The 19,198-nt window shown below is 67.1% G+C and carries 17 protein-coding genes; 3 read left to right on the forward strand and 14 right to left on the reverse strand.

Features of this window, described 5'->3' with window-relative positions:
* Positions 1-41: 41 nt before the first annotated feature.
* The 3 genes from AC1HIY_RS10130 to bshB1 all read left to right on the forward strand — a co-directional run bounded on the left by AC1HIY_RS10130 (position 42) and on the right by bshB1 (position 4,198).
* A complete protein-coding gene (locus tag AC1HIY_RS10130; protein ID WP_479576614.1) occupies positions 42-443 on the forward strand; it encodes a DUF1330 domain-containing protein in 402 nt (133 codons plus the stop codon).
* Positions 444-639: 196 nt separating this feature from the next.
* Positions 640-3,390 (forward strand): leucine--tRNA ligase, encoded by a 2,751-nt coding sequence (gene leuS, locus AC1HIY_RS10135; RefSeq protein WP_479576615.1) that lies wholly within the window; start codon positions 640-642, stop codon positions 3,388-3,390.
* Between the two features lie 43 nt (positions 3,391-3,433).
* Entirely contained in the window at positions 3,434-4,198 is a 765-nt protein-coding gene (gene bshB1, locus AC1HIY_RS10140; protein WP_479576616.1) for a bacillithiol biosynthesis deacetylase BshB1, read from the forward strand.
* A gap of 187 nt (positions 4,199-4,385) precedes the next feature.
* On the opposite strand, the gene AC1HIY_RS10145 is transcribed toward bshB1, so the two are convergent.
* From AC1HIY_RS10145 to efp, 14 genes are all read right to left on the reverse strand, one after another.
* Positions 4,386-5,021, reverse strand: a complete 636-nt coding sequence (locus AC1HIY_RS10145; protein ID WP_479576617.1) for a hypothetical protein — start codon at positions 5,019-5,021, stop codon at positions 4,386-4,388.
* 219 nt (positions 5,022-5,240) lie between these two features.
* A complete protein-coding gene (locus tag AC1HIY_RS10150) occupies positions 5,241-6,578 on the reverse strand; it encodes an RAD55 family ATPase (protein ID WP_479576618.1) in 1,338 nt (445 codons plus the stop codon).
* Positions 6,579-7,219: 641 nt separating this feature from the next.
* Complete coding sequence (locus AC1HIY_RS10155; RefSeq protein ID WP_479576619.1) at positions 7,220-7,435, reverse strand: hypothetical protein; 216 nt, start codon at positions 7,433-7,435, stop codon at positions 7,220-7,222.
* Between the two features lie 26 nt (positions 7,436-7,461).
* Complete coding sequence (locus AC1HIY_RS10160; protein WP_479576620.1) at positions 7,462-8,880, reverse strand: Na+/H+ antiporter NhaC family protein; 1,419 nt, start codon at positions 8,878-8,880, stop codon at positions 7,462-7,464.
* Between the two features lie 108 nt (positions 8,881-8,988).
* Positions 8,989-9,573 (reverse strand): thioredoxin family protein, encoded by a 585-nt coding sequence (locus AC1HIY_RS10165; RefSeq protein ID WP_479576621.1) that lies wholly within the window; start codon positions 9,571-9,573, stop codon positions 8,989-8,991.
* A gap of 70 nt (positions 9,574-9,643) precedes the next feature.
* Positions 9,644-11,209 carry a glycoside hydrolase family 3 protein gene (locus AC1HIY_RS10170; protein WP_479576622.1) on the reverse strand — a complete coding sequence of 522 codons (1,566 nt, stop codon included), beginning with the start codon at positions 11,207-11,209 and terminating at the stop codon, positions 9,644-9,646.
* Positions 11,210-11,246: 37 nt separating this feature from the next.
* The gene (nadD, locus tag AC1HIY_RS10175; protein ID WP_479576623.1) at positions 11,247-11,831 is read right to left on the reverse strand and encodes a nicotinate (nicotinamide) nucleotide adenylyltransferase; all 585 of its coding nucleotides are present in this window, start codon (positions 11,829-11,831) and stop codon (positions 11,247-11,249) included.
* Between the two features lie 39 nt (positions 11,832-11,870).
* Complete coding sequence (locus tag AC1HIY_RS10180; protein WP_479576624.1) at positions 11,871-12,680, reverse strand: outer membrane protein assembly factor BamD; 810 nt, start codon at positions 12,678-12,680, stop codon at positions 11,871-11,873.
* A 158-nt stretch (positions 12,681-12,838) separates the two neighbouring features.
* Positions 12,839-14,284 carry an ABC transporter substrate-binding protein gene (locus AC1HIY_RS10185; RefSeq protein WP_479576625.1) on the reverse strand — a complete coding sequence of 482 codons (1,446 nt, stop codon included), beginning with the start codon at positions 14,282-14,284 and terminating at the stop codon, positions 12,839-12,841.
* 35 nt (positions 14,285-14,319) lie between these two features.
* A complete protein-coding gene (gene guaA / locus AC1HIY_RS10190; RefSeq protein ID WP_479576626.1) occupies positions 14,320-15,888 on the reverse strand; it encodes a glutamine-hydrolyzing GMP synthase in 1,569 nt (522 codons plus the stop codon).
* A 126-nt stretch (positions 15,889-16,014) separates the two neighbouring features.
* Positions 16,015-16,401 (reverse strand): glycine cleavage system protein GcvH, encoded by a 387-nt coding sequence (gene gcvH / locus AC1HIY_RS10195; protein WP_479576627.1) that lies wholly within the window; start codon positions 16,399-16,401, stop codon positions 16,015-16,017.
* A 132-nt stretch (positions 16,402-16,533) separates the two neighbouring features.
* Positions 16,534-17,883, reverse strand: a complete 1,350-nt coding sequence (gene accC, locus AC1HIY_RS10200) for an acetyl-CoA carboxylase biotin carboxylase subunit (protein ID WP_479576628.1) — start codon at positions 17,881-17,883, stop codon at positions 16,534-16,536.
* 88 nt (positions 17,884-17,971) lie between these two features.
* Positions 17,972-18,496 carry an acetyl-CoA carboxylase biotin carboxyl carrier protein gene (gene accB, locus AC1HIY_RS10205; protein WP_479576629.1) on the reverse strand — a complete coding sequence of 175 codons (525 nt, stop codon included), beginning with the start codon at positions 18,494-18,496 and terminating at the stop codon, positions 17,972-17,974.
* A gap of 58 nt (positions 18,497-18,554) precedes the next feature.
* Positions 18,555-19,124: an elongation factor P gene (efp, locus tag AC1HIY_RS10210; protein ID WP_479576630.1), complete on the reverse strand. Its 570-nt coding sequence runs from the start codon at positions 19,122-19,124 to the stop codon at positions 18,555-18,557.
* Positions 19,125-19,198: the final 74 nt, after the last annotated feature.

Here is a 19,198-nt window from a genome sequence, read left to right on the forward strand (position 1 = left end):
CCCCGCCCCCCTCGTATCGTACACCAAACGGAGCTTTCCCGATGAGAACGATTTCGCTGAACGAAGACGAACTTCGCCGTTTCATGGCGCACCCGGACGACGGGCCGGTGGTGATGATCAACCTCCTGCGTTTCCGACCGGCTACCGACGACGGTGAGCGCGGAGAGGCGGCGTACGCGCGATATGCCGGGCGTGCGGCGTCGTTCGTGGCGCAGGTGGGCGGGCGGCTGCTGTGGCAGGGCCGGGCGGACCAACTCCTCATCGGGGGCGAAGAGGATCGGTGGGACCGCGTGCTGATGGTCGAGTATCCCTCGCGAGCGGCGTTCCTGAAGATGGTCGCCATGCCCGAGTTTCAGGCGACGCAGGCCGACCGGGTGGCGGCGCTCGAAAGCACCGTACTCATCGCCGCGACGACGGAGCGGGGCGTCCTCTCCGAAGGCTGAGAGGCGTCGTCCGCGTGCGAACCTTTGCGCCGCGCCGGGCGTATGTCCCGCCCGCGTTGCCGGACCCGCCGTCGGGAGACCGGACCTCGTTTTACCGAATATGCATGGCCCGCCGCATGAGAAGGCAGGGCTTTTTGCATATTTTGAAAAGTCGCCGTTTACGCAGCCGAATCGAACACCCGCAAGCTTTCACGCCATGGCCGGATATTCATTTCAGGAAATCGAGGAGAAGTGGCAGCGATACTGGGAGGCGCACAAAACCTTCCACGTGCCGCGCGACGTCGATCAGCACAGGCAGAAGTTTTACGTGCTCGACATGTTTCCATACCCGAGCGGCGTGGGGCTTCACGTGGGGCACCCGCTCGGCTACATCGCCACGGACATCGTGGCGCGGTACAAGCGCATGCGCGGCTTCAACGTGCTCCACCCGATCGGCTTCGACGCCTTCGGGCTGCCCGCCGAGCAGTACGCCGTCGAGCATGGCGTGCACCCGCGCATCACCACGGAGCAGAACATCGCGAACATGATCCGGCAGCTCAAGGCCCTCGGGCTGAGCTATGACTGGGACCGGATGATCTCCACCACCGACCCGAAGTATTTCAAGTGGACGCAGTGGATCTTCCTCCAGATGTTCAAAAGCTATTTCGACGAGGAAACGCAGCGGGCCAGGCCCATCGAGCACCTCATCGAACGGCTGCGGAAGGAGCGTCCGGACTGGGACGAGATGACGCCGGCGGCGCAGGAGGAGATCCTTCAGCAATACCGGCTGGCGTACGTGGCCGAGGCGCCCGTGAACTGGTGCCCGGCCCTCGGCACGGTGCTGGCGAACGAGGAGGTGACGAACGAGGGCCGGAGCGAGCGCGGCAACTATCCGGTGTACAAACGCCCGCTCCGCCAGTGGATGCTCCGCATCACCGCGTACGCCGAACGCCTCGAAAAGGACCTCGCGCTCGTGGACTGGCCCGAGCCGATCAAGCTCATGCAGCGGAACTGGATCGGGCGAAGCGAGGGGGCGAACATCGACTTCCCCGTGCCCGGAAAGGAAGAGCGGATCCGCGTCTTCACCACGCGCCCGGACACCATCTTCGGCGCGACGTACATGGTGCTCGCGCCCGAGCATCCGCTCGTCGAGCAGCTGACGGCCGACGCCTGGCCCGAGGGCACGCCGGAGCGCTGGACGGGCGGCGCGCCGACGCCGAAGGAGGCCGTCGAAGCATACCGGCGCGCGGCCGAGGCAAAGTCGGACGTGGAGCGGCAGATGGAGTCCCGGGAGAAGACGGGCGTCTTCGTCGGGACCTACGCGCGCAACCCGGCCACGGGCAAAGACCTCCCGATCTTCATCGCCGACTATGTGCTCATGGGCTACGGCACGGGCGCGATCATGGCCGTCCCCGGTCAGGACGAGCGCGACTGGGAGTTCGCCGAGGCGTACGGCCTGCCCATCATCCGCACCGTGCAGCCGCCGCCGGACTTCGAGGGCAAGGCGTACACCGGCGACGGGCCGGCCATCAACAGCGGCTTCCTCAACGGCCTGACCATCGCCGAGGCCAAAGAAAAAATCATCGCGTGGCTGGAAGAACACGGCTACGGCGCGCGCGCGGTCAACTATAAACTCCGCGACTGGCTCTTCTCGCGGCAACGATACTGGGGCGAGCCGTTCCCGATTCTCTATGCGCCCGACGGACGCATCGTGCCGGTGGACGAGGAGGACCTGCCGGTGCCGTTGCCCGAGATGGAGGACTTCCGTCCCTCCGCCGGCGACGACCCGGAGGCCCCGCCGCGCCCGCCGCTGAGCCGCGCCCCGGAGTCGTGGCGCTTCGTCGAGAAGGACGGCGTGCGATACGAGCGCGAGTACAACACGATGCCGCAGTGGGCCGGCTCGTGCTGGTATTACCTGCGGTTCATCGACAACGAGAACGACGAGCGCTTCGTCGATCCGGCGCTGGAACGGTACTGGATGACGCCTCGCGGCGTGGACCTCTACGTGGGCGGCGCGGAGCACGCCGTTTTGCACCTGCTCTATGCTCGCTTCTGGCACAAAGTGCTCTATGATCTGGGCCACGTATCCACGCCGGAGCCGTTCGGTAAGCTGTTCAACCAGGGCTACATTCAGGCCTATGCGTACCGGGATCGGCGCGGCGTGGCCGTCCCTGCCGAGGAGGTCGTCGATCAGGAGGGGCGTCCGGCTACCGAGGTGCAAGATCAGCCCGGCCGCCGCTTTTTCTACAAAGGCGAGCCGGTCACGCAGGAGTACGGCAAGATGGGCAAAAGCCTGAAGAACGCCGTCAGCCCGGACGAGGTCAACGAGCAGTACGGCTGCGACACGCTTCGTCTCTACGAGATGTACCTCGGCCCGCTCGAAGCCTCGAAGCCGTGGAACACCCGGGACATCGTGGGGGTGCACCGCTTCCTCCGGCGCGTCTGGCGCAACTTCGTCGACGACCGCACGGACGCGCTCCGCCTGAACGACGCCGAGCCGCCGGAGGCGCTCCTGCGCACGCTCCACAAAACCATCGCGCGCGTGACGGAGGACCTGGAGCGGCTGAGCTTCAACACGGCCATCGCCGCGATGATCGAGATGAACAACGAACTCGTGAAACTCGAGGCGATCCCGCGCGCCGTGGCCGAGCCGTTCGTCCTCCTGCTCGCGCCCTTCGCGCCGCACGTCGCCGAGGAGTTGTGGCGTCGCATGGGGCACGAGGCGTCGCTGGCCTATGAGCCGTGGCCCGAGGCCGACGAGCGATATCTCCGGGAAGACACCGTTAAAATCGCCGTGCAGGTCAACGGTAAGATGCGGGCGACGATCACCGTGCCGGCCGGAGCGGACAAGGAGACCGTGCTCGCCGCCGCCCGCGCGCATGAGAACGTGGCCCGTCACCTCGACGGCAAGAGCCTCCGCCGCGAGATCTACGTGCCGGGGCGCATCGTCAACTTCGTCGTCGGATGAGGCGCCCCCCGCCGCTTCTTTCGTGCAAACCCTCCCCGAAACGATGATCCACCCTCGACTCGACGTGCTCGCCCTCGCCGCGCATCCGGATGACGTCGAGCTGTGCGCGGGCGGCACGGTCTGCCTGCTGGTGCGGCAGGGCTATGCCGTCGGCATCGTCGACTTCACGCGGGGCGAACTCGGCTCGCGGGGCACGCCGGAGCAGCGCCTGGAGGAAGCCGCCGAAGCCGCCGCCGTCCTCGGCCTGACCGCGCGCGAGAACCTCGGCCTTCCCGACGGCGACATCGCCCAGACGAAGGAGAACCGGGAGAAGGTCATCCGGATGATTCGCCGGCACCGCCCGCACGTCCTCCTCGTCAACGCGCCCGAATGTCGCCATCCCGACCATTGCGCCGCGGCGAAGCTCGCCACCGATGCCGCCTTTTATGCGGGGCTGCGGAAGGTGGTCACGCGAGAGGACGACGGCGCGGAACAGGAGCCGTGGCGGCCCCACCACATCCTGCACTACATGCAGGCCGTGCCCTTCACGCCAACGTTCGTCGTGGACGTGACGGAGACGTGGGCCCAGCGCATCGAGGCGATTCGGGCGTTCCGCTCACAGTTCTTCAACCCGGACTACGTGCCGGAAAAGGACGAGCCGGAGACCTATGTCTCGAACCCCGACTTTTTCCGGTGGATCGAGGCGCGGGCGCGGACGTACGGCTATCAGGTCGGCGCGACGTACGGAGAGCCTTTCCTCTATCGCGGCGGTCCCGTCGGCGTGGACGACCTCATGGCCGCGCTCGGGCGGGAGAGGCCCTTTCGCTAAAGCGGCGGCGCGGGAGGACGGCTAAGAGTGCCTGACAAAACCCTGCTTTGGAAAGTGAGCGTGAGCGAGCCGTTTCGTCGCAAGGCGCGCGAAGCAGACGTATCCGCAGCGATACGGCGATGCAGCGGAACGCCGCGACGGAGCGGCGCAGCCACGCGCAACCCGAATTGAGGTTTTGTTAGGTGCTCTAAAGCCAGATGAACGCGTCATCGTTCTCCTCCTCCGAACGCCGCGAGATCCGGACGGGGACGAGTTGCCCCGGTCCCACGTATTCCCGGAAGAATGGCTCCGGGAGCGCCTGCGCCCGCTTTTTCGCTTCCTCGGCTTCCATCGTCTCGGCTTCCATCGTCTCGGTCTCCATCGTCTCGGTCTCCATCGTCTCGGCTTCTATGGTCTCGGCTTCTATGGTCTCGACCTCCTTTGTTTCCGTTGCGGTCTCCTCCTCCGCAACTTCCACCGTTTCGGTCATCGTCTCTGGTTCGGGCGTTTTGGACTCCGTTCCTCGTTCGGGGCGCTCCGTCTTCGTTTCGTCTTTCGTTTCGGACGCCGGCGCGGCTTCGGATGCCGGCGCGGCTTCGGTTTTCGGCATCTCCTTCGGCGGCGTGAACATCTGTGCGGGCACGGGCGGTGCGGTCATGACGGGCGTTCGCTCGCGCGGCGTTGCGGGCGTCGGGGCCGACGGGGCGATTTCGGCTTCGCGGGGAGGGACCTCGGTCGTGCGGCGCGTCCGGATGCGATGGACGAGGTACGCCGCCGCGGCCATGAGCAGCGAGGTGAACGTGCAGGCGAGCACGACGGTGAAAAAGAGGGGAACGGGTTCCATGGCGAGCATGCGGGATAGAGAGAACATCGAACCGGAGTGGAAGGCAAGCCGCGTGCCCACTTTCGCAGGGGGGCGTTAGAGGCCGAAAAACGGCTGTTGCTTCTCGTCAGGAGACGAAAAGGGCAACGGACGGTCCATTTTGAGACGCCGCCGCGCCTTCTCCGGGTCCGGCGCCTCACGGGTATGACCCGGGGGGCGGACGCAAACCTGCGCGGGCCTTCACACTTCGTCGAGGGCGTACGAGAGGAACTCTTCGGCGGTCTGGAACGGGCGGCCGTCCGGCACCACGATGGCCGAGACCGAATGCAAGAGATGGTCGGCCTGTTGCGGCGTATCCTGGCGCAACCGGTTCTTGAGTTGGGAGAAGAAATTCTGTGCTTCCTCGGGACGGCTGTTTGCCAGGAGCACCACGAGGCGCTCCTGCTCCATGTCCGCAAGCATGGCATCCTGTTCCCGGAGCGACTCGCTCACCAGATCGAGGATGAACTCGAACTCGAACGGGCGCACGGTCTTCTGGTTGGTCCGGTCCATGCGCATGGCCAGCAACAGAAACGGCGTGTCGTTGAGGTCGCGTTCGAGGAAATGCTGTTGGAGAAGGTCCCGGAAGGCGGCGCGGTCGGTCAAGGTCTGCGGCGGCTCCGGTTCGGGTTCGGGGGTTGCCGGGGCGGGCGGGGGCGTGGCTTCCTGCGCGCTCGGCGGCGGCGTGACGAAGATGTCGAGGTGCTCGACGATGTCGGTGGCGCGGGACACCGGCGAGGCGGGTTGCTCCGGTTCGGGTTCGGGGGTTGCCGGGGCGGGCGGCGTCGGCGGTGGGGCGGTCTGCGGAGGCTCCTGCGCCGGGAGCATCCGCAGCGAGGAGGCCAGCGCCTCACTCGAAGCCACGAGCGACTCGAGGTCCCAGTTGTCCACGACCTTTCGCTTCAGATGCCCGATGTGCGGGATCAGCGTCAGGCGGCGCTTCGTGGATAAGTCGCCGTTGGGCACCATCTCGAGGTGGATGGAAGCCGTGAGCTGGCTCTTCATGAAATCGACCACCTCCTCCGAACGACGGCTGGCCGGCTCGGCGATGGCCAGCATCATCGTCGTGTCGAGCGGGTCGATCTGTTCGAGCATCTGGATGAACTCGGCCCGCAGCCGGTCGAAGGACCGGAACAGCACGAACGGCGTGAAGTCGTTCACCACCAGACGTTTGGGCTGGTGGCGGCGAATGATTGAGACGAGGTCATGGAGCGCCTGCGCCACGCTGTCGTCCCCCACGCTCTGGAGGGTGAACAGCGGGGGGATCCGCATCATGCGGACCGCGCCCTCGCGATGCGCTTTTTGAAGGTCGAAGCCGATGGAGGCCGCCTGAATCATCAGGTCCTTCGGGCGCTCGGGCGAAATGATGAGACAGGATTCGCCGAGCAGGGCGCCCGTCTGGAGGAACATCAGCGTGAGCAGACCGCGACCGCTGGCGGCGCGCCCGTAGACGAGGTACGAACCGCCCCGATACAGGCCGCCCCATTCCTTGTCGATGACATCGATACCCGAGAGTATTTTAGGGGCGAAAGTCGTCACTGGCGTCGAGGTGAGTTCCATTCTGAAGGCATATCATGAGGATAAAATAGGTGCTTCAGGGGCATAAACAAACGGTATGCCGCCTTTGGTTCGCAGGCGGGACACGCCGCGAAAACATCGATTATGAGTCAATAAAAGCAATATTGATCGACCCGGGCCGGGACTTCGCTCCTCATATCGAGATAAAAGGACGATCCCCTTTTGAGATTGCCCGGCGCGGCCGGCGACCTCTCCGAAGGTGTGCTTGAGGGGTCGCCGACCGCCTGAAAGGGTCATGCCTCCCGGAGCCTTCGACGCCGTTGGTCTTGCGCGGGCGTCGGCTTCTCCGACGCCGAAAGCCCGCTCTCGCGGGCATGTGGCCGGTCGTCACGGAGGTCGAGCTTCGCACGTTTGGTCCCAAATATAGACGAATTGGAACAGCGTAGCTCAGGCTGACCTCAAAATACTGGATTTTGTCGGGAAAATGACGGTTCCGTCACACTCGGCGCGAATTGGCCCGATGCTTGTGTACGTTTGGATGGAACGCCTGAAATATCCAAACGAGTCGATCGTTCCTTTGCTTGGCAGGCGGATAAGTTAGCTGACGTGCGGAGAAAGCCTCCGTCCCTGCCGGGGCGGAGGCTTTCGTTTGGTGGTGTGCATCACGTCTTCGGAGGGCCCAGTCGCCGGATGATCGCCGCCACGCCGACGTATCCGGCGAAGGCAAGCAACGCGAAGGCGGCGGTGTGGGGGGTTACGTGAAGAACGCCGTCGAAGAGGAGGTCCGCGAGCACCGCCGCGAAGCCGAAGAGCGCGGCGAACATCAGCGCGCCGGCGAAGATGAGCGGCCAGGTACGGAACGCGCGGTCGTCAAACATAGGTTTTTCTCCGGCGGAGGCGGCGCTCACAGGAGGATGCCCGCCACGATGAAGAGCACAAACGAGACGCCGGCCACGAGCAACGTGTAGGGCAACTGGGTGTTGATGTGATCGACGTGGTCGCTGGCGGCGGCCATCGAGGCGATGATCGAGGTGTCGGAGAGCGGCGAGGCATGATCGCCGAAGACGCCGCCCGAGAGCAGCGCGCCGAGCATCAGCGGCTGCGAGAGGCCAAGCCCTTCGGCCAGCGGAAGCGCGATGGGCATCAGAATGGCGAAGGCCGTCCACGACGAGCCGAGCGTGAAGGAGACGAAGCAACCCACGAGGAAAACCAGCCCGGGCAGCCACCACGACGGCCCCCCGCTCCCGATCAATCCCACGATGTACGGCCCCATCTCGAGCGCCCGAGACACCTGCCCGAGCGCGAAGGCGAACACCACCAGCAACACCACCCCCACCATGCCGGAGGAGCCCCTGACGACGAGCGCCATCGATGCGCGAAGTGACATCAGCGGCTTTCGACCCAGCGGCAAAGCGTACAGGATCATCGCCACGCCGATGGCCGTGCCCACCGCCCACAGCACCGACGTCGAGCCGCTGCCTTGCATGAAGTCGCCCTCGCCCGTGATGTACAGCCCGGCGAAGATCATCGCCACCATGACCGCGAGCGGGATGAGGAGGTCGCGCGCCTGCTCTTTCGAGCCCGGCACCGGCTCCATCTCGACGATCTCCTCGGCGATCATCGGCGTGGCGCCGGGGCGGAGGAGCGCGCCCGTGGCGGCCCGCTCTTCGGCGCGCTTCATGGGCCCGAAGCCCCGGCCCGTGAGCGCCAGCGCCAGCGCGAAGGCAATGGCGAGGATCGCGTAAAAGTTGAACGCGAGCGCGCCCGCCAGCAGCCCCACGGCGCCGGTGGTGACGCCCTGCGCGGCGAGCAACCCGAGCACGTAGGCGCCCCATCCGTTGAGCGGGATCATCATGCACACGGGCGCGCTCGTGGCGTCGCAATAGTAGGCGAGCTTCTCACGGGGCAGGCGAAGCTCGTCGAAGAACGGTCGGCTGACCGCGCCGACGACCAGGCACGTGATGCTCGACTCGATGAAGACGATCATGCCGACGACCCACGCCAGCAACTCCGCGCCCTTCCGCGTGGTGGCCCACCCGCGTCCCTGCGCCCACCGGACGAAGCCTTTCACGCCCCCCGAGGCCTGCACGAGCGCCATCAGCCCGCCGACGAGCAGGCTGAAGAGGATGATGCGCGTGTTGCCCGGATCGGTGAAGACGGCCACCGTCTGATCGGCCAGCTCCCGCAACCCGAGGATGGGGTTGCCGCCCGCCAGGATGGTCGTCCCCAGCCAGATGCCGGTGAAAAGCGAGAGGTACACTTCCTTCGTCCGAAGGGCCAGCACAATCGCCACGATGGGCGGGAGAAGGACGATCCAGTCCATGAGAGCCACTCCAAAATCGAAGGAAAACGAACGCGCCGCCGCAGGACGCGTCCCGAATCTAAGGGAAAGAGGGCAAGGATGGTAGGCGGGGGCCCAAACGCACGGGGATCAAGCGAAGGCGCGCTTCCACTTGATGCTGCAGCCCATCGACGGGAATTGCTCCATCGTGACCGCGCCGCTTTCGAGGAGTTCGTCGAGGGCGCGGCGGAGGTCGCTGCCGTCGGCGGTCCGGCCCGTGCGCGGGCGCGTGGCGTCGAAGCGGCCGTGATAGACGAGCTTCCGGTCCCGGTCGAAGACATACAGATCCGGGGTGCACACCGCGCCGTACGCTTTGGCCACCTCCTGGCTCTCGTCATAGAGATACGGGAAGGGATATCCCTTGTCGCGGGCGCGCTCGGCCATCTTTTCGAAAGAATCCTGTGGATACGCCCGGGCGTCGTTCGCGCTGATGCCCACGAACGCGACGCCTTTCGGCCGGTAGGCCCGGGCCACGTCGATGAGCGCGTCCTCGATGTGGATGACGTAGGGGCAGTGGTTGCACAGGAACGCCACCACGAGCGCTTCGGCGTCGGCGAAGTCGTCGAGCGCATAGGTTCGACGTTCCGGGTCGTCCTCGGGCGGGTTGGCGGCGGGCAGATCGAAGGCCGGGGCCTTCATGCCGGGCGCTATGGGCTGGGAATACGTGAGGGCCATGGATCGAAAAGGATGGAGGTTGGGAAACGGGAGGTCTTTGATGGTCGGAAGGGGTCGATGGATCCCGGCGTCACCGCGCGTGGATGCGTCTCTGGAGGAGGCGGACGAGGGCGCGCTGGGACGGCTCGACGTCGCTGTACGTGCACAGCCGTACGGGCGCGCGGGGGAAGGCGTCGAGGATGAGGGGGCTGCCGAGGGCGGCAAGCGTCACGGGGCGACGCGCCGTGAGGGTCTCGGCGAAGGCATGCTGCGCCGGCGTCAGACCGAACGCGTGCCACGCCGCGGGCTTGACGACGAGCGCGAGGACGACGTGCCGGGCCTTTTCCGCCTGCGCCGCCCGCCTTCGGAACTCCGCCTCCCCGGCGTCGGGGCCGATCTCGGCATAACCGGCGGCGGGGAAGGCGGCGCGCACCATCGCGCCGAGGGGCGCTTCGGGCGGGTCGAGGTGGGAGGTGTGGGGCCGGACGAGGAACACCATCATCCCCTCGCCGTCGGGCGCGTCGGGCCAGGCGTCCGGGGGGCCCTCGAAGATCGTCACGGCGCGTCCGGCCACGTCGTCCGCCACGGACCGGTGGGCCTTCGTGCCCACCCCGGCCCCGGGCGGGCGCGTGAACACATCGTCGCCGAACCGGGCCATGAGCGTTTCCTTGAGCCGCCACACCCGGGTGAAGGCTTCGTCGAGGCGGGTCTCGGAGAGGTCGCCGGCTTCGACGGCGCGGACGAGCCCGGCGACGGCGGCCTCGGGGTCGGGCACGTCGAGGAGGACGTCGACGCCGGCGCGGACGAGGGCGGCGGCCTGCGCGCCCACCGCTTCCGGCGCGGCGCGGACGGCGGCCATGAGCAGGCTGTCCGTGATGACGGTTCCACGAAAGCCGAGCTCGCCCCGCAAAAGGTCGTGGAGGATGGGCCGGGAGGCGGTGGCGGGCGCGCCGGCCGGGTCGAGGGCGGGATAGACGACGTGCGCCGTCATCATGAGATCGACGCCTTCCGCGACGGCGGCGCGGAAGGGGACGGCGTCGGTGCGCGCCCACTCGGCGCGGTCGTCGGGGACGACGGGCAGCTCGGCGTGCGAGTCGACGCGCGTGTTGCCGTGGCCGGGGAAGTGCTTGGCCGTGGCGAAGAGCCCTTCGGCGCGCGCGCCCCGCACGTACGCCCGGACGAGCCGCGCCGCCCGCGCCGGCTCCGTCCCGAAAGCCCGCGTGGCGATGATCGGGTTCTTCGGGTCGCGGTTGACGTCGGCGACGGGCGCGAAGGTGATGTGGATGCCGCAGGCGAGCGCCTCCCGCGCGGCAACCCGCGCCGAGGCTTCGACGGCGGCTTCGGCGTCGTCGCCGAGGGCGGCGAAGGCCATCGCGTGCGGAAAGACCGTCGCGCCGCGCACCTGTTGGCCCACGCCGCGCTCCATGTCGGTCGCCACGAGGAAGGGGAAGCGGCTCTTCGCCTGAAGCGCGGCGAGCGTGCCCGGCGTCTCGGACAGGCTGCCGTTGAACAGCGCGAAGCCGCCGAGCGGGCACCGTTCGAGCAAAGCCGCCACGCGCGCGGCATCCTCGGCCACCGTCACCGGCGGCGGCAGGTTCGAGCCGAGGCGGCCAAAGACGAGCTGTGCGGCTTTTTCGAAGCGGGAGGCGGGTCGCATGGGGCGTCTCTCGTGTGCGCGAAGGGGGGCGGCGGCATCATTCGCTCCGATACAGCCCGTGCGTCTCGATGTATGCCCGCACGGCGTCGGGGACGAGGTAGCGGATGGAGCGGCCCGCCCGGCGGCGCGCGCGGATCGTCGTGCCCGAGATCTCGAGGAGCGGCGCTTTCACGAAGCGCGTCCGTTCGAGGAAGCGCTCCGGCACGCCGGAGCGGTCCGCGCCGGGGCGGTCATACACGACGAGCGGCACGCGGGCGATGATCGCGTCGGGCGCGCGCCAGGACTCGAAGTCGCGCAGGCTGTCGCCGCCGAGGATGAGCGCGAACGTGTCGGCGGGGTGGGCCGTCTGAAGCGCTTGCACCGTGTCGATGGTGAACGAGACGCCGCCGCGGCGGATCTCGAGGTCGGAGACGGCGAAGGCGGGGTGGTCTCGCGTGGCGAGGCGCGTCATGGCGAGACGGTGTTCGGCGGAGACGAGCGCGGCGCCGGGCTTGTGGGGCGGCTGTGCGGCGGGCATCCACAGCACGCGGTCGAAGGCTTCCGCATCCCGCACCCACTCGGCGACGATCAGGTGCGCCGTGTGCGGCGGGTTGAACGATCCTCCGAAGATGCCGACGCGCATGGGGAGCCGTGGGAAGGTGGAGCGGGCGCGGGCCGGTTGTTAGCTTCTCTCGAGTTCATCGAGCCGTTTGATGCGCTCGGTGATCTGCTCGTACAGCGCCTCGGCTTCTTTGAGGAGGGGGCTGTCGGGGAAGAGCTGGATCAGGCGCTCATAATGCTCGATGGCGGGCTGAAGGCGCTCGCGCTGGCGGGCGCGGATGCTCTGGTCGGAGAAGGCGAGGTACGCCCGCATCGCGCCCACGAGGGCGTCGTCGGCCCACTGCGTGTCGGGGAAGCGGTCGAAGGCGGCCTCGAAGGAATACGCCGCCGCCTCGAAGAGCTCGCGGCGCTCATAGAGCTTGCCCGCCTCGTATTGCTTGTGGGCCAGTTTCTCACGCAGTTCACGGATGCGCGCTTCGGCGTCGGCGGCCTTCTCGTGGTTCGGATACCGGTTCAGAAAAAGCTGGAACTGTTCGATGGCGCGTTCGGTGTCCGTCTGGTCGAGTTGATAGGCGGGCGAGCGGTCATAATACGTCATCGCCAGTTCGTATTCGGCCTCGGGCACCCGCGGGTCGCTCCGGAAGATCTGGATGAAGCGGGTGTATTCGTTGGCGGCGAGGAGGTAGTCTCTGTTGCCGCGATAGGCGCGGGCGAGGTAGAGCTGGGCGTCGGCGGCGTATTCGTGCGTGCGCCCGAAGTCGAAGGCGCCCTGAAAGTAGAGGATGGCCTTGTCGTATTTCCCCGCCTCATAGCTCGCGATCCCTTTTTCGACGGCCTCGCGAGGGGTGTCGTAGCGCACGCGCCCGGAGCCGGAACAGGCGCTGAGCATCACGAGTGCGGCGAGCGCCGCGAAGGAGGAGATTCGGTGCAAACGCATAGGGTACATGGCCAACATGGAAAGCTCTATAAAAACGCACCTTGTCCTAACGCGGCAGGGGTGCGGAATCGTACAAAGAAAAAGCCGGGCCCTGCGGCGACCGGCCTGTGAGACGCCTCATACGTGAGCGCGCTCGGCGCTGTTCCGAGAGGTTAGCGCAGGAGCTGGAGCTTGCCGTCACGGTAGCGATGGTAGAAGAGCGCCTCGTTGACGTTGCTTCCGTTGAAGTGTATGCGCATGCCCAGCCCCTCATAGCGCGGGGCCTGTCGGAGCGTCTTTTCGAACCCGTCGCCGGGGTGGGCGAGGCGCTCCCGGATGAGGAAGCGCGCCACGTCGTAGCCGGTGAAGGCGAGGCGGTTCGGGGGCGCTTCGCTCAGCGCGCGGTAGCGGCGCTCGAAGCGTTGCACCTCGCTCCGGCCGTGGTCCACGAAGAAGTCGTTCGTATAGGTCACCTGAAAGAGGCTCGCGCGCGCGGTGATGGGGAGGTCGTGCCAGGTTTTTCCGCCGAGCACGCGGGTGGTCACGCCCGCCTGCTCGAGGCCGGAGAGGACGCCGTCGGCCAGCGCGACGCCGTCGGGCGGGATGGGCAGATAGAGCGCGCCGACCGAGGTCAGCGAGTCCACGCCGATCACTTCGGGCAGGCGGTGCCAGTGGCGCGCATCCGGCAGCAGCTCGAAGTACTGCACCGTCGCGCCGAGGCGGAGCGCTTCGTCCTGAAAGCCTTCGGCCATGCGCTCGCCCACGCTGTCGTTGAGCTCGGCGATGATGCCGAAGTCGCGGATGCGCAGGCCGTTGACGGCGAAGCGCGCCATCATGCGCCCGCGCCGGGTGATCGTGGGATTGGCCTGAAAGGCGTAGCGCCGTCCGTTGGAGACGGCCTCGTCCGTGGCCAGCGGGGTGACGAGCGCCACGCGGGCGCGCTCGGCGGCTGCGGCTGCGGCGACGGCCTCGTCGCTGTACAGCGGGCCGATGATCACGTCCACTCCTTCCGCCGCCAGCGCCCGCACCTGTTCCGCCGCCTGCCGCCGGTCGTTGTGCGTATTGCGAAACACCATGCGCACGAGCGGCGCGTCGCCGGCGGTGCGGTTGTGTTCCTCCACCGCCAGCCGGATGCCGTTGAAGAGCGCCTGCGTGCGCACCGCATCCTGCGCGTCGAGCGGCAGGGCGATGCCCAGGTTGATGACGCCGCGCCGGGCTTCGGCCAGCGCTTCGAGGGCAAAGCGACGCGTGCGCTCGGCCTCCGCCACGTACCGGCTGTCCGGATACGTCTCCACGAACCTTTCGAGGAGGGCCGCGGCGCGCTCGTAGGCGCCGTTCCGATACAAGGCCTTCCCGGACATCAGCCACGCCGCCGTCGTCTTTCGGTTGAACGGGTACTGGTCGATGACGACCTGGAAAAGGCGGAAGGCCCGGCCGTAGTCGCCTGCCTCGAACGCTTCAAGGCCCTCGCTGAAGACCTCCTCGGCCGCCTCGATGCGCGGCGGCGGCGTGCGAAGCTCCTGCCCCGCCGCGGAGCGGCCGCCGAAGAGGACGGCCAGGAGCACGAAGACGACCGCCAGGCCGACCCGTGCGCGCACCCCATGCTCAAGCATCTCCATAACGCCGGTCCGTTGGTTTCGTCGAAAGCACCCGCTCATTCCCACTCGATCGTCGCGGGCGGCTTCGAACTGATGTCGTAGACCGCCCGGTTGATGCCCCGCACCTCGTTCACGATCCGGCTCGAGACGCGCGCGAGGAAGTCGTACGGCAGTTGCGCCCAGTCGGCGGTCATGCCGTCGACGCTGGTAACGGCGCGGAGGGCGCAAACGTTCTCGTACGTGCGCGCGTCGCCCATCACGCCGACGGTGCGGACGGGCAAGAGCACGGCGAAGGCCTGCCACACGTCGTCGTAGAGTCCGTGGCTCTTGAGCTCGTCGATGAAGATGGCGTCGGCTTCGCGCAAAACCTCGAGGTCGAGGCGGGTGACGGGGCCGAGGATGCGGATGGCCAGACCGGGACCGGGGAAAGGATGCCGCCCGATGATCGTCTCGGGCACACCGAGCAGCCGCCCGATGGCGCGCACCTCGTCTTTGAACAACTCCCGGAACGGCTCGATGACCGCGAGGTCCATCTTCTCCGGCAGCCCGCCCACGTTGTGGTGCGTCTTGATGGTGGCCGAGGGTCCTTTGAACGAGACGCTCTCGATCACGTCGGGATAGAGGGTCCCCTGCGCCAGATACGCCGGCTTGCGTCCCAGCTCTTCGGCGATCTCCTCCGTGGCGCGGTCGAAGACCTCGATGAACGTGTTGCCGATGAGGACGCGCTTCCGCTCGGGGTCGGTCACGCCCGCCAGCCGGTCGAGGAAGAGGTCGGAGGCGTCCACGGCTTTGAGGCGGATGTTGTAATGGTCTCGGAAGGTATCCTGCACCTGCTCCCACTCGCCTTTCCGGAGCAGCCCGTTGTTGACGAAGATACACGTGAGGCGGTCGCCGAGGGCCTCGTGGAGCAGCACCGCCGCCACCGACGAGTCGACGCCGCCGGAGAGGCCGAGGATGACGTGCTCGTCGCCCACCTGCACCCGGATCTCCTGAACCTTCTCTTCGATGAAGGACGCGGGCGACCAGTCGCCGGCGCATCCGCACACGCGATAGGCGAAGTTTTCGAGGATCTGCCGCCCGTGCTCGGTGTGGACCACCTCGGGATGAAACTGCACGCCGAAGAGGGGCCGGTGGAGCGCCTTCACGGCGGCGATGGGGGCGTTGTCGGTGTGAGCGATGACGCGGAAGCCCTCGGGCAGGCGCGTCAGGTGGTCGCCGTGGCTCATCCACACCGTCGCGCCGGAGGGCACGCCCGCGAGCAGGTCGGCGTCGTCGTCGACGACGAGGTGCGCCCGCCCGAACTCGCGCCGCTCGGCTCGTTCCACCTCGCCGCCGAGCACCCGCGCCATCGCCTGAAGCCCGTAGCAGATGCCCAGCACGGGCATCGGCGACCCGTTGGGCCGGTAGAGATCGAGGAGCTCCGGGGCGAGCCCGGGCGCATCCTCGTCGTAGACCGAGGAGGGGCCGCCCGAGAGGATGAGCCCCTTTGGCTCCAGCGCCGCCACCTCCTCCGCCGCCATGGTGCACGGGTAAATCTCCGAATACACGCCCGCCTCCCGAATGCGCCGGGCGATGAGCTGCGTGTACTGCGAGCCGAAATCGAGTATGACGATGCGTTCGTGCATGGGCCGTCGGGGCGTTGTCGCGTTAGAACGTTGGAACGTTGGAACGTTAGGGCGTTGCCATGAGGCGATCACGGAAGCGTCAACGAATGACCGGTTTAACGTTCCATGCCCTAACGCATCACCGCATCAGCCTTTGACCATGGCTGCGTAGGCGTCGGCGTCCATGAGTTCGTCCACCTCGTCCGGGTTCGAGAGCTCGACCTCGACCATCCACCCCTCGCCGTACGGGGCGTCGTTGACGAGTTCGGGAGCGTCTTCGAGGGCCTCGTTGATGGCCGTGATCGTGCCCGAGACGGGCATGTACAGCTCGGAGACCGTCTTCACCGCCTCGACCGTGCCGAACTCGTCTCCGCGCGCGAACACATCGCCCACCTCGGGCAGTTCGACGTACACGATGTCGCCGAGTTCTTGCTGGGCGAAGTCGGTGATGCCGACCGTGCCGGTTTTGCCGTCGGCGCTCACGCGCAGCCATTCGTGATCTTTCGAATACCGGAGATCGCTGGGGAAGTCCATAATGTGTGCACCTGACTGGTTGGCGAGGAAAGGGGGGCTCGCGCGGCCCGCACCGGGAAAGTGCCGGAGTATAAAAATCAGCGGTCACAAAGCCGAGCGTCCACGTCGCAAAAGCGAAAACTCAACACAAAATCACGCGTCCTCGTCTTCGAGCGTGAAGCGTTCGAGGAAGCGCGTGTCAAAGAGGCCCGCGCGGAAGTCCGGGTTGCGGAGTAGTTGCCGGTGGAACGGGATCGTGGTCTGGACGCCTTCGATGACGAACTCGTCGAGGGCGCGGATCATCTTGTTGAGGGCGAGTTCTCGGGTGCGGGCGCGCACGATGAGCTTGGCGATCATCGAGTCGTAGTGCGGCGGGATGACGTATCCGGCATAGACGTGCGTGTCCACGCGGACGCCGTGGCCGCCGGGCGGGTGAAAGGTCTGGATCTTGCCGGGCGAGGGGCTGAAGTTCCGGAACGGATCCTCGGCATTGATGCGGCACTCGATGGCGTGCCCGTGCAACGGAACCTCGCGCTTGCGGACGTTCTCCCCCATCGCCACCCGGATCTGGTATTCGACGAGGTCGCAGTCGGCGACCTCCTCCGTCACGGGATGCTCGACCTGAATCCGGGTGTTCATCTCCATGAAATAGAAGTGCCCGTCGGCGTCGAGGAGGAACTCGACCGTGCCCGCGCCCTCATACCGGACGGCCTCGGCGCCCCGGACGGCGGCCTCGCCCATGCGGCGGCGCAGGTCCTCGTCCACGACCGGCGAGGGGGACTCTTCGAGGAGCTTCTGATGCCGTCGCTGGATCGAACACTCACGCTCGCCGAAATGGATGACCGTCCCCTTGCCGTCGCCGAGGACCTGGATCTCGATGTGGCGCGGCTTGGAGATGAACTTTTCGACGTAGACGCCGCCGTCGCCGAAGGCGGCCTCGGCCTCGTTCCGGGCCATGTCGAACTGGGTGGCGAAATCCCCGGCCTCGGTGACGAGGCGCATGCCCTTGCCGCCGCCGCCGGCGCGCGCCTTGATAATGACGGGATAGCCCATCTCATCGGCGATGCGCCGGCCCTCCTCCGCGTTCTCGACGATGCCCCCGGAGCCGGGTACGACGGGCACGCCGGCGGCCCGCATCGTGTCCTTGGCAAGGCTCTTGTCCCCCATCATGCGGATCGTCTGCGGCGACGGGCCGATGAACTTGATGCCGTGATCGGCGCAGATGGCGCTGAAGTCGGCGTTCTCGGCAAGGAAGCCGTAGCCGGGATGGATGGCGTCGGCGCCGGTGACCTCGGCGGCGGCGATGAGACGGTCGAAGCGGAGGTAGCTGTCGCGCGCGGGCGGCGGGCCGATGCACACGGCCTCGTCGGCGAACCGCACGTGGAGCGTGTCGCGGTCGGCGGTCGAGTAGACGGCCACCGTCTGGAGTCCCATCTCGTGACAGGTCCGGAGGATGCGGAGCGCGATCTCGCCGCGGTTGGCAATGAGGACTTTTTTGAACATAAGGGCTCGGTTCGCTCACGGCTTTCGGGCCGCGTCCCCGCGAAACCGTGCGGCGGGGCGCGTTCATCGGCGGCGGGGCCGCGCCCGGTCAGGCCTTTTCGATGATGAAGAGGGGCTGATCGTATTCGACGGGCGTCGCGTCTTCGACGAGGATGGCCTTGATGACCCCGCCTTCCTCGCACTCGATCTCGTTCATGAGTTTCATCGCTTCGATGATGCAGAGCACGTCGCCGGGCCGGACGGTGTCGCCGACCTCGACGTACGGGTCCTGATCGGGGGCGGGACGGCGGTAGAAGGTGCCGACGATGGGCGCGCGCACGAGCACTTCGTTGGCCGAAGGCGCCGCTTCTTCGGGCTCGGCCGGAGCCTGAGCGGGAGCGCCGGCGGGCGGTGGGGGGACGGCGCCCGCCGGGGGCGGGGGAGGCGCGTACGCCGCCGGGGGGTAGGCCGCCGGCGGGTACGGCATCCCGTACGGCGCCGGGGGCGGGTGCACCGTCACCGTCGGGAGCGTGTTGCGCACCACGAGCCGGAAGTCACCCTCCTCGATCTCGACTTCCGAGACGCCGCTCTCGGCGACCATGTCCAACAGTTGGCGGATTCGTTTGAGGTCCATACGCGGGGCCTTCGGTTCTGAAATGACCGGAAAAGGATGAGACGGCGGGCGGGCCGCCTCACGCCGTGGATACGCGGGTGATGTATTCGCCGGTGTCGGTGTTGACGCGGATGACATCGCCCTCGTTGATGAACAGCGGCACGTTGACGACGGCGCCGCTCTCGAGCGTGGCGGGCTTCGTCGCGCCGGTGGCCGTGTCGCCCTTGACGCCGGGGTCGGTCTGCGTGACGAGCAGGTCCACGCTCTTGGCGATCTCGGTGGTGAGCGGCTGCTCCGTCTCGGCGTGCACGAGCACGTCGATCATGCCGCCCTCTTTCAAAAACTTCCGCCCGGCCACGAGGTCGGAGGGCACCGAGGTCTGCTCGTACGTGTCGGTGTCCATGAGGTGGAGGCCGAGGTCGTCTTCGTAGAGGAACTGGTACCGCCGCCGCTCGACGCGCGCCTCCTGCACCTTCTCGCCCGCGCGGAACGTGTTGTCGACCACGCGCCCGGTGCGCACGTTCTTCAGCTTCGTGCGCACGAACGCGCCGCCTTTGCCCGGCTTGACGTGCATGAACTCGACGATCTGCCACACGTCGCCGTTCCAGATCATCGTAAAACCGTTTCGAAAATCGGTGGTGTCTGCCATGTGTATCGACAATAAGTAGAAATCGTGGGGGGATCCGAAAAGCCGGACCGGTAAATATACCCTTCGGTCCGGAT

This window comes from Rhodocaloribacter sp. (genome assembly GCF_056451265.1).

Bases quoted from the DNA above. Each gene is read 5' to 3' on its own strand.
- AC1HIY_RS10130 (WP_479576614.1), top strand. From the start codon at position 42: ATGAGAACGATTTCGCTGAACGAAGACGAACTTCGCCGTTTCATGGCG.
- leuS (WP_479576615.1), top strand. From the start codon at position 640: ATGGCCGGATATTCATTTCAGGAAATCGAGGAGAAGTGGCAGCGATAC.
- bshB1 (WP_479576616.1), top strand. From the start codon at position 3,434: ATGATCCACCCTCGACTCGACGTGCTCGCCCTCGCCGCGCATCCGGAT.
- AC1HIY_RS10145 (WP_479576617.1), bottom strand. From the start codon at position 5,021: ATGGAACCCGTTCCCCTCTTTTTCACCGTCGTGCTCGCCTGCACGTTC.
- AC1HIY_RS10155 (WP_479576619.1), bottom strand. From the start codon at position 7,435: ATGTTTGACGACCGCGCGTTCCGTACCTGGCCGCTCATCTTCGCCGGC.
- AC1HIY_RS10160 (WP_479576620.1), bottom strand. From the start codon at position 8,880: ATGGACTGGATCGTCCTTCTCCCGCCCATCGTGGCGATTGTGCTGGCC.
- AC1HIY_RS10165 (WP_479576621.1), bottom strand. From the start codon at position 9,573: ATGGCCCTCACGTATTCCCAGCCCATAGCGCCCGGCATGAAGGCCCCG.
- AC1HIY_RS10170 (WP_479576622.1), bottom strand. From the start codon at position 11,209: ATGCGACCCGCCTCCCGCTTCGAAAAAGCCGCACAGCTCGTCTTTGGC.
- nadD (WP_479576623.1), bottom strand. From the start codon at position 11,831: ATGCGCGTCGGCATCTTCGGAGGATCGTTCAACCCGCCGCACACGGCG.
- AC1HIY_RS10185 (WP_479576625.1), bottom strand. From the start codon at position 14,284: ATGGAGATGCTTGAGCATGGGGTGCGCGCACGGGTCGGCCTGGCGGTC.
- guaA (WP_479576626.1), bottom strand. From the start codon at position 15,888: ATGCACGAACGCATCGTCATACTCGATTTCGGCTCGCAGTACACGCAG.
- gcvH (WP_479576627.1), bottom strand. From the start codon at position 16,401: ATGGACTTCCCCAGCGATCTCCGGTATTCGAAAGATCACGAATGGCTG.
- accC (WP_479576628.1), bottom strand. From the start codon at position 17,883: ATGTTCAAAAAAGTCCTCATTGCCAACCGCGGCGAGATCGCGCTCCGC.
- accB (WP_479576629.1), bottom strand. From the start codon at position 18,496: ATGGACCTCAAACGAATCCGCCAACTGTTGGACATGGTCGCCGAGAGC.
- efp (WP_479576630.1), bottom strand. From the start codon at position 19,124: ATGGCAGACACCACCGATTTTCGAAACGGTTTTACGATGATCTGGAAC.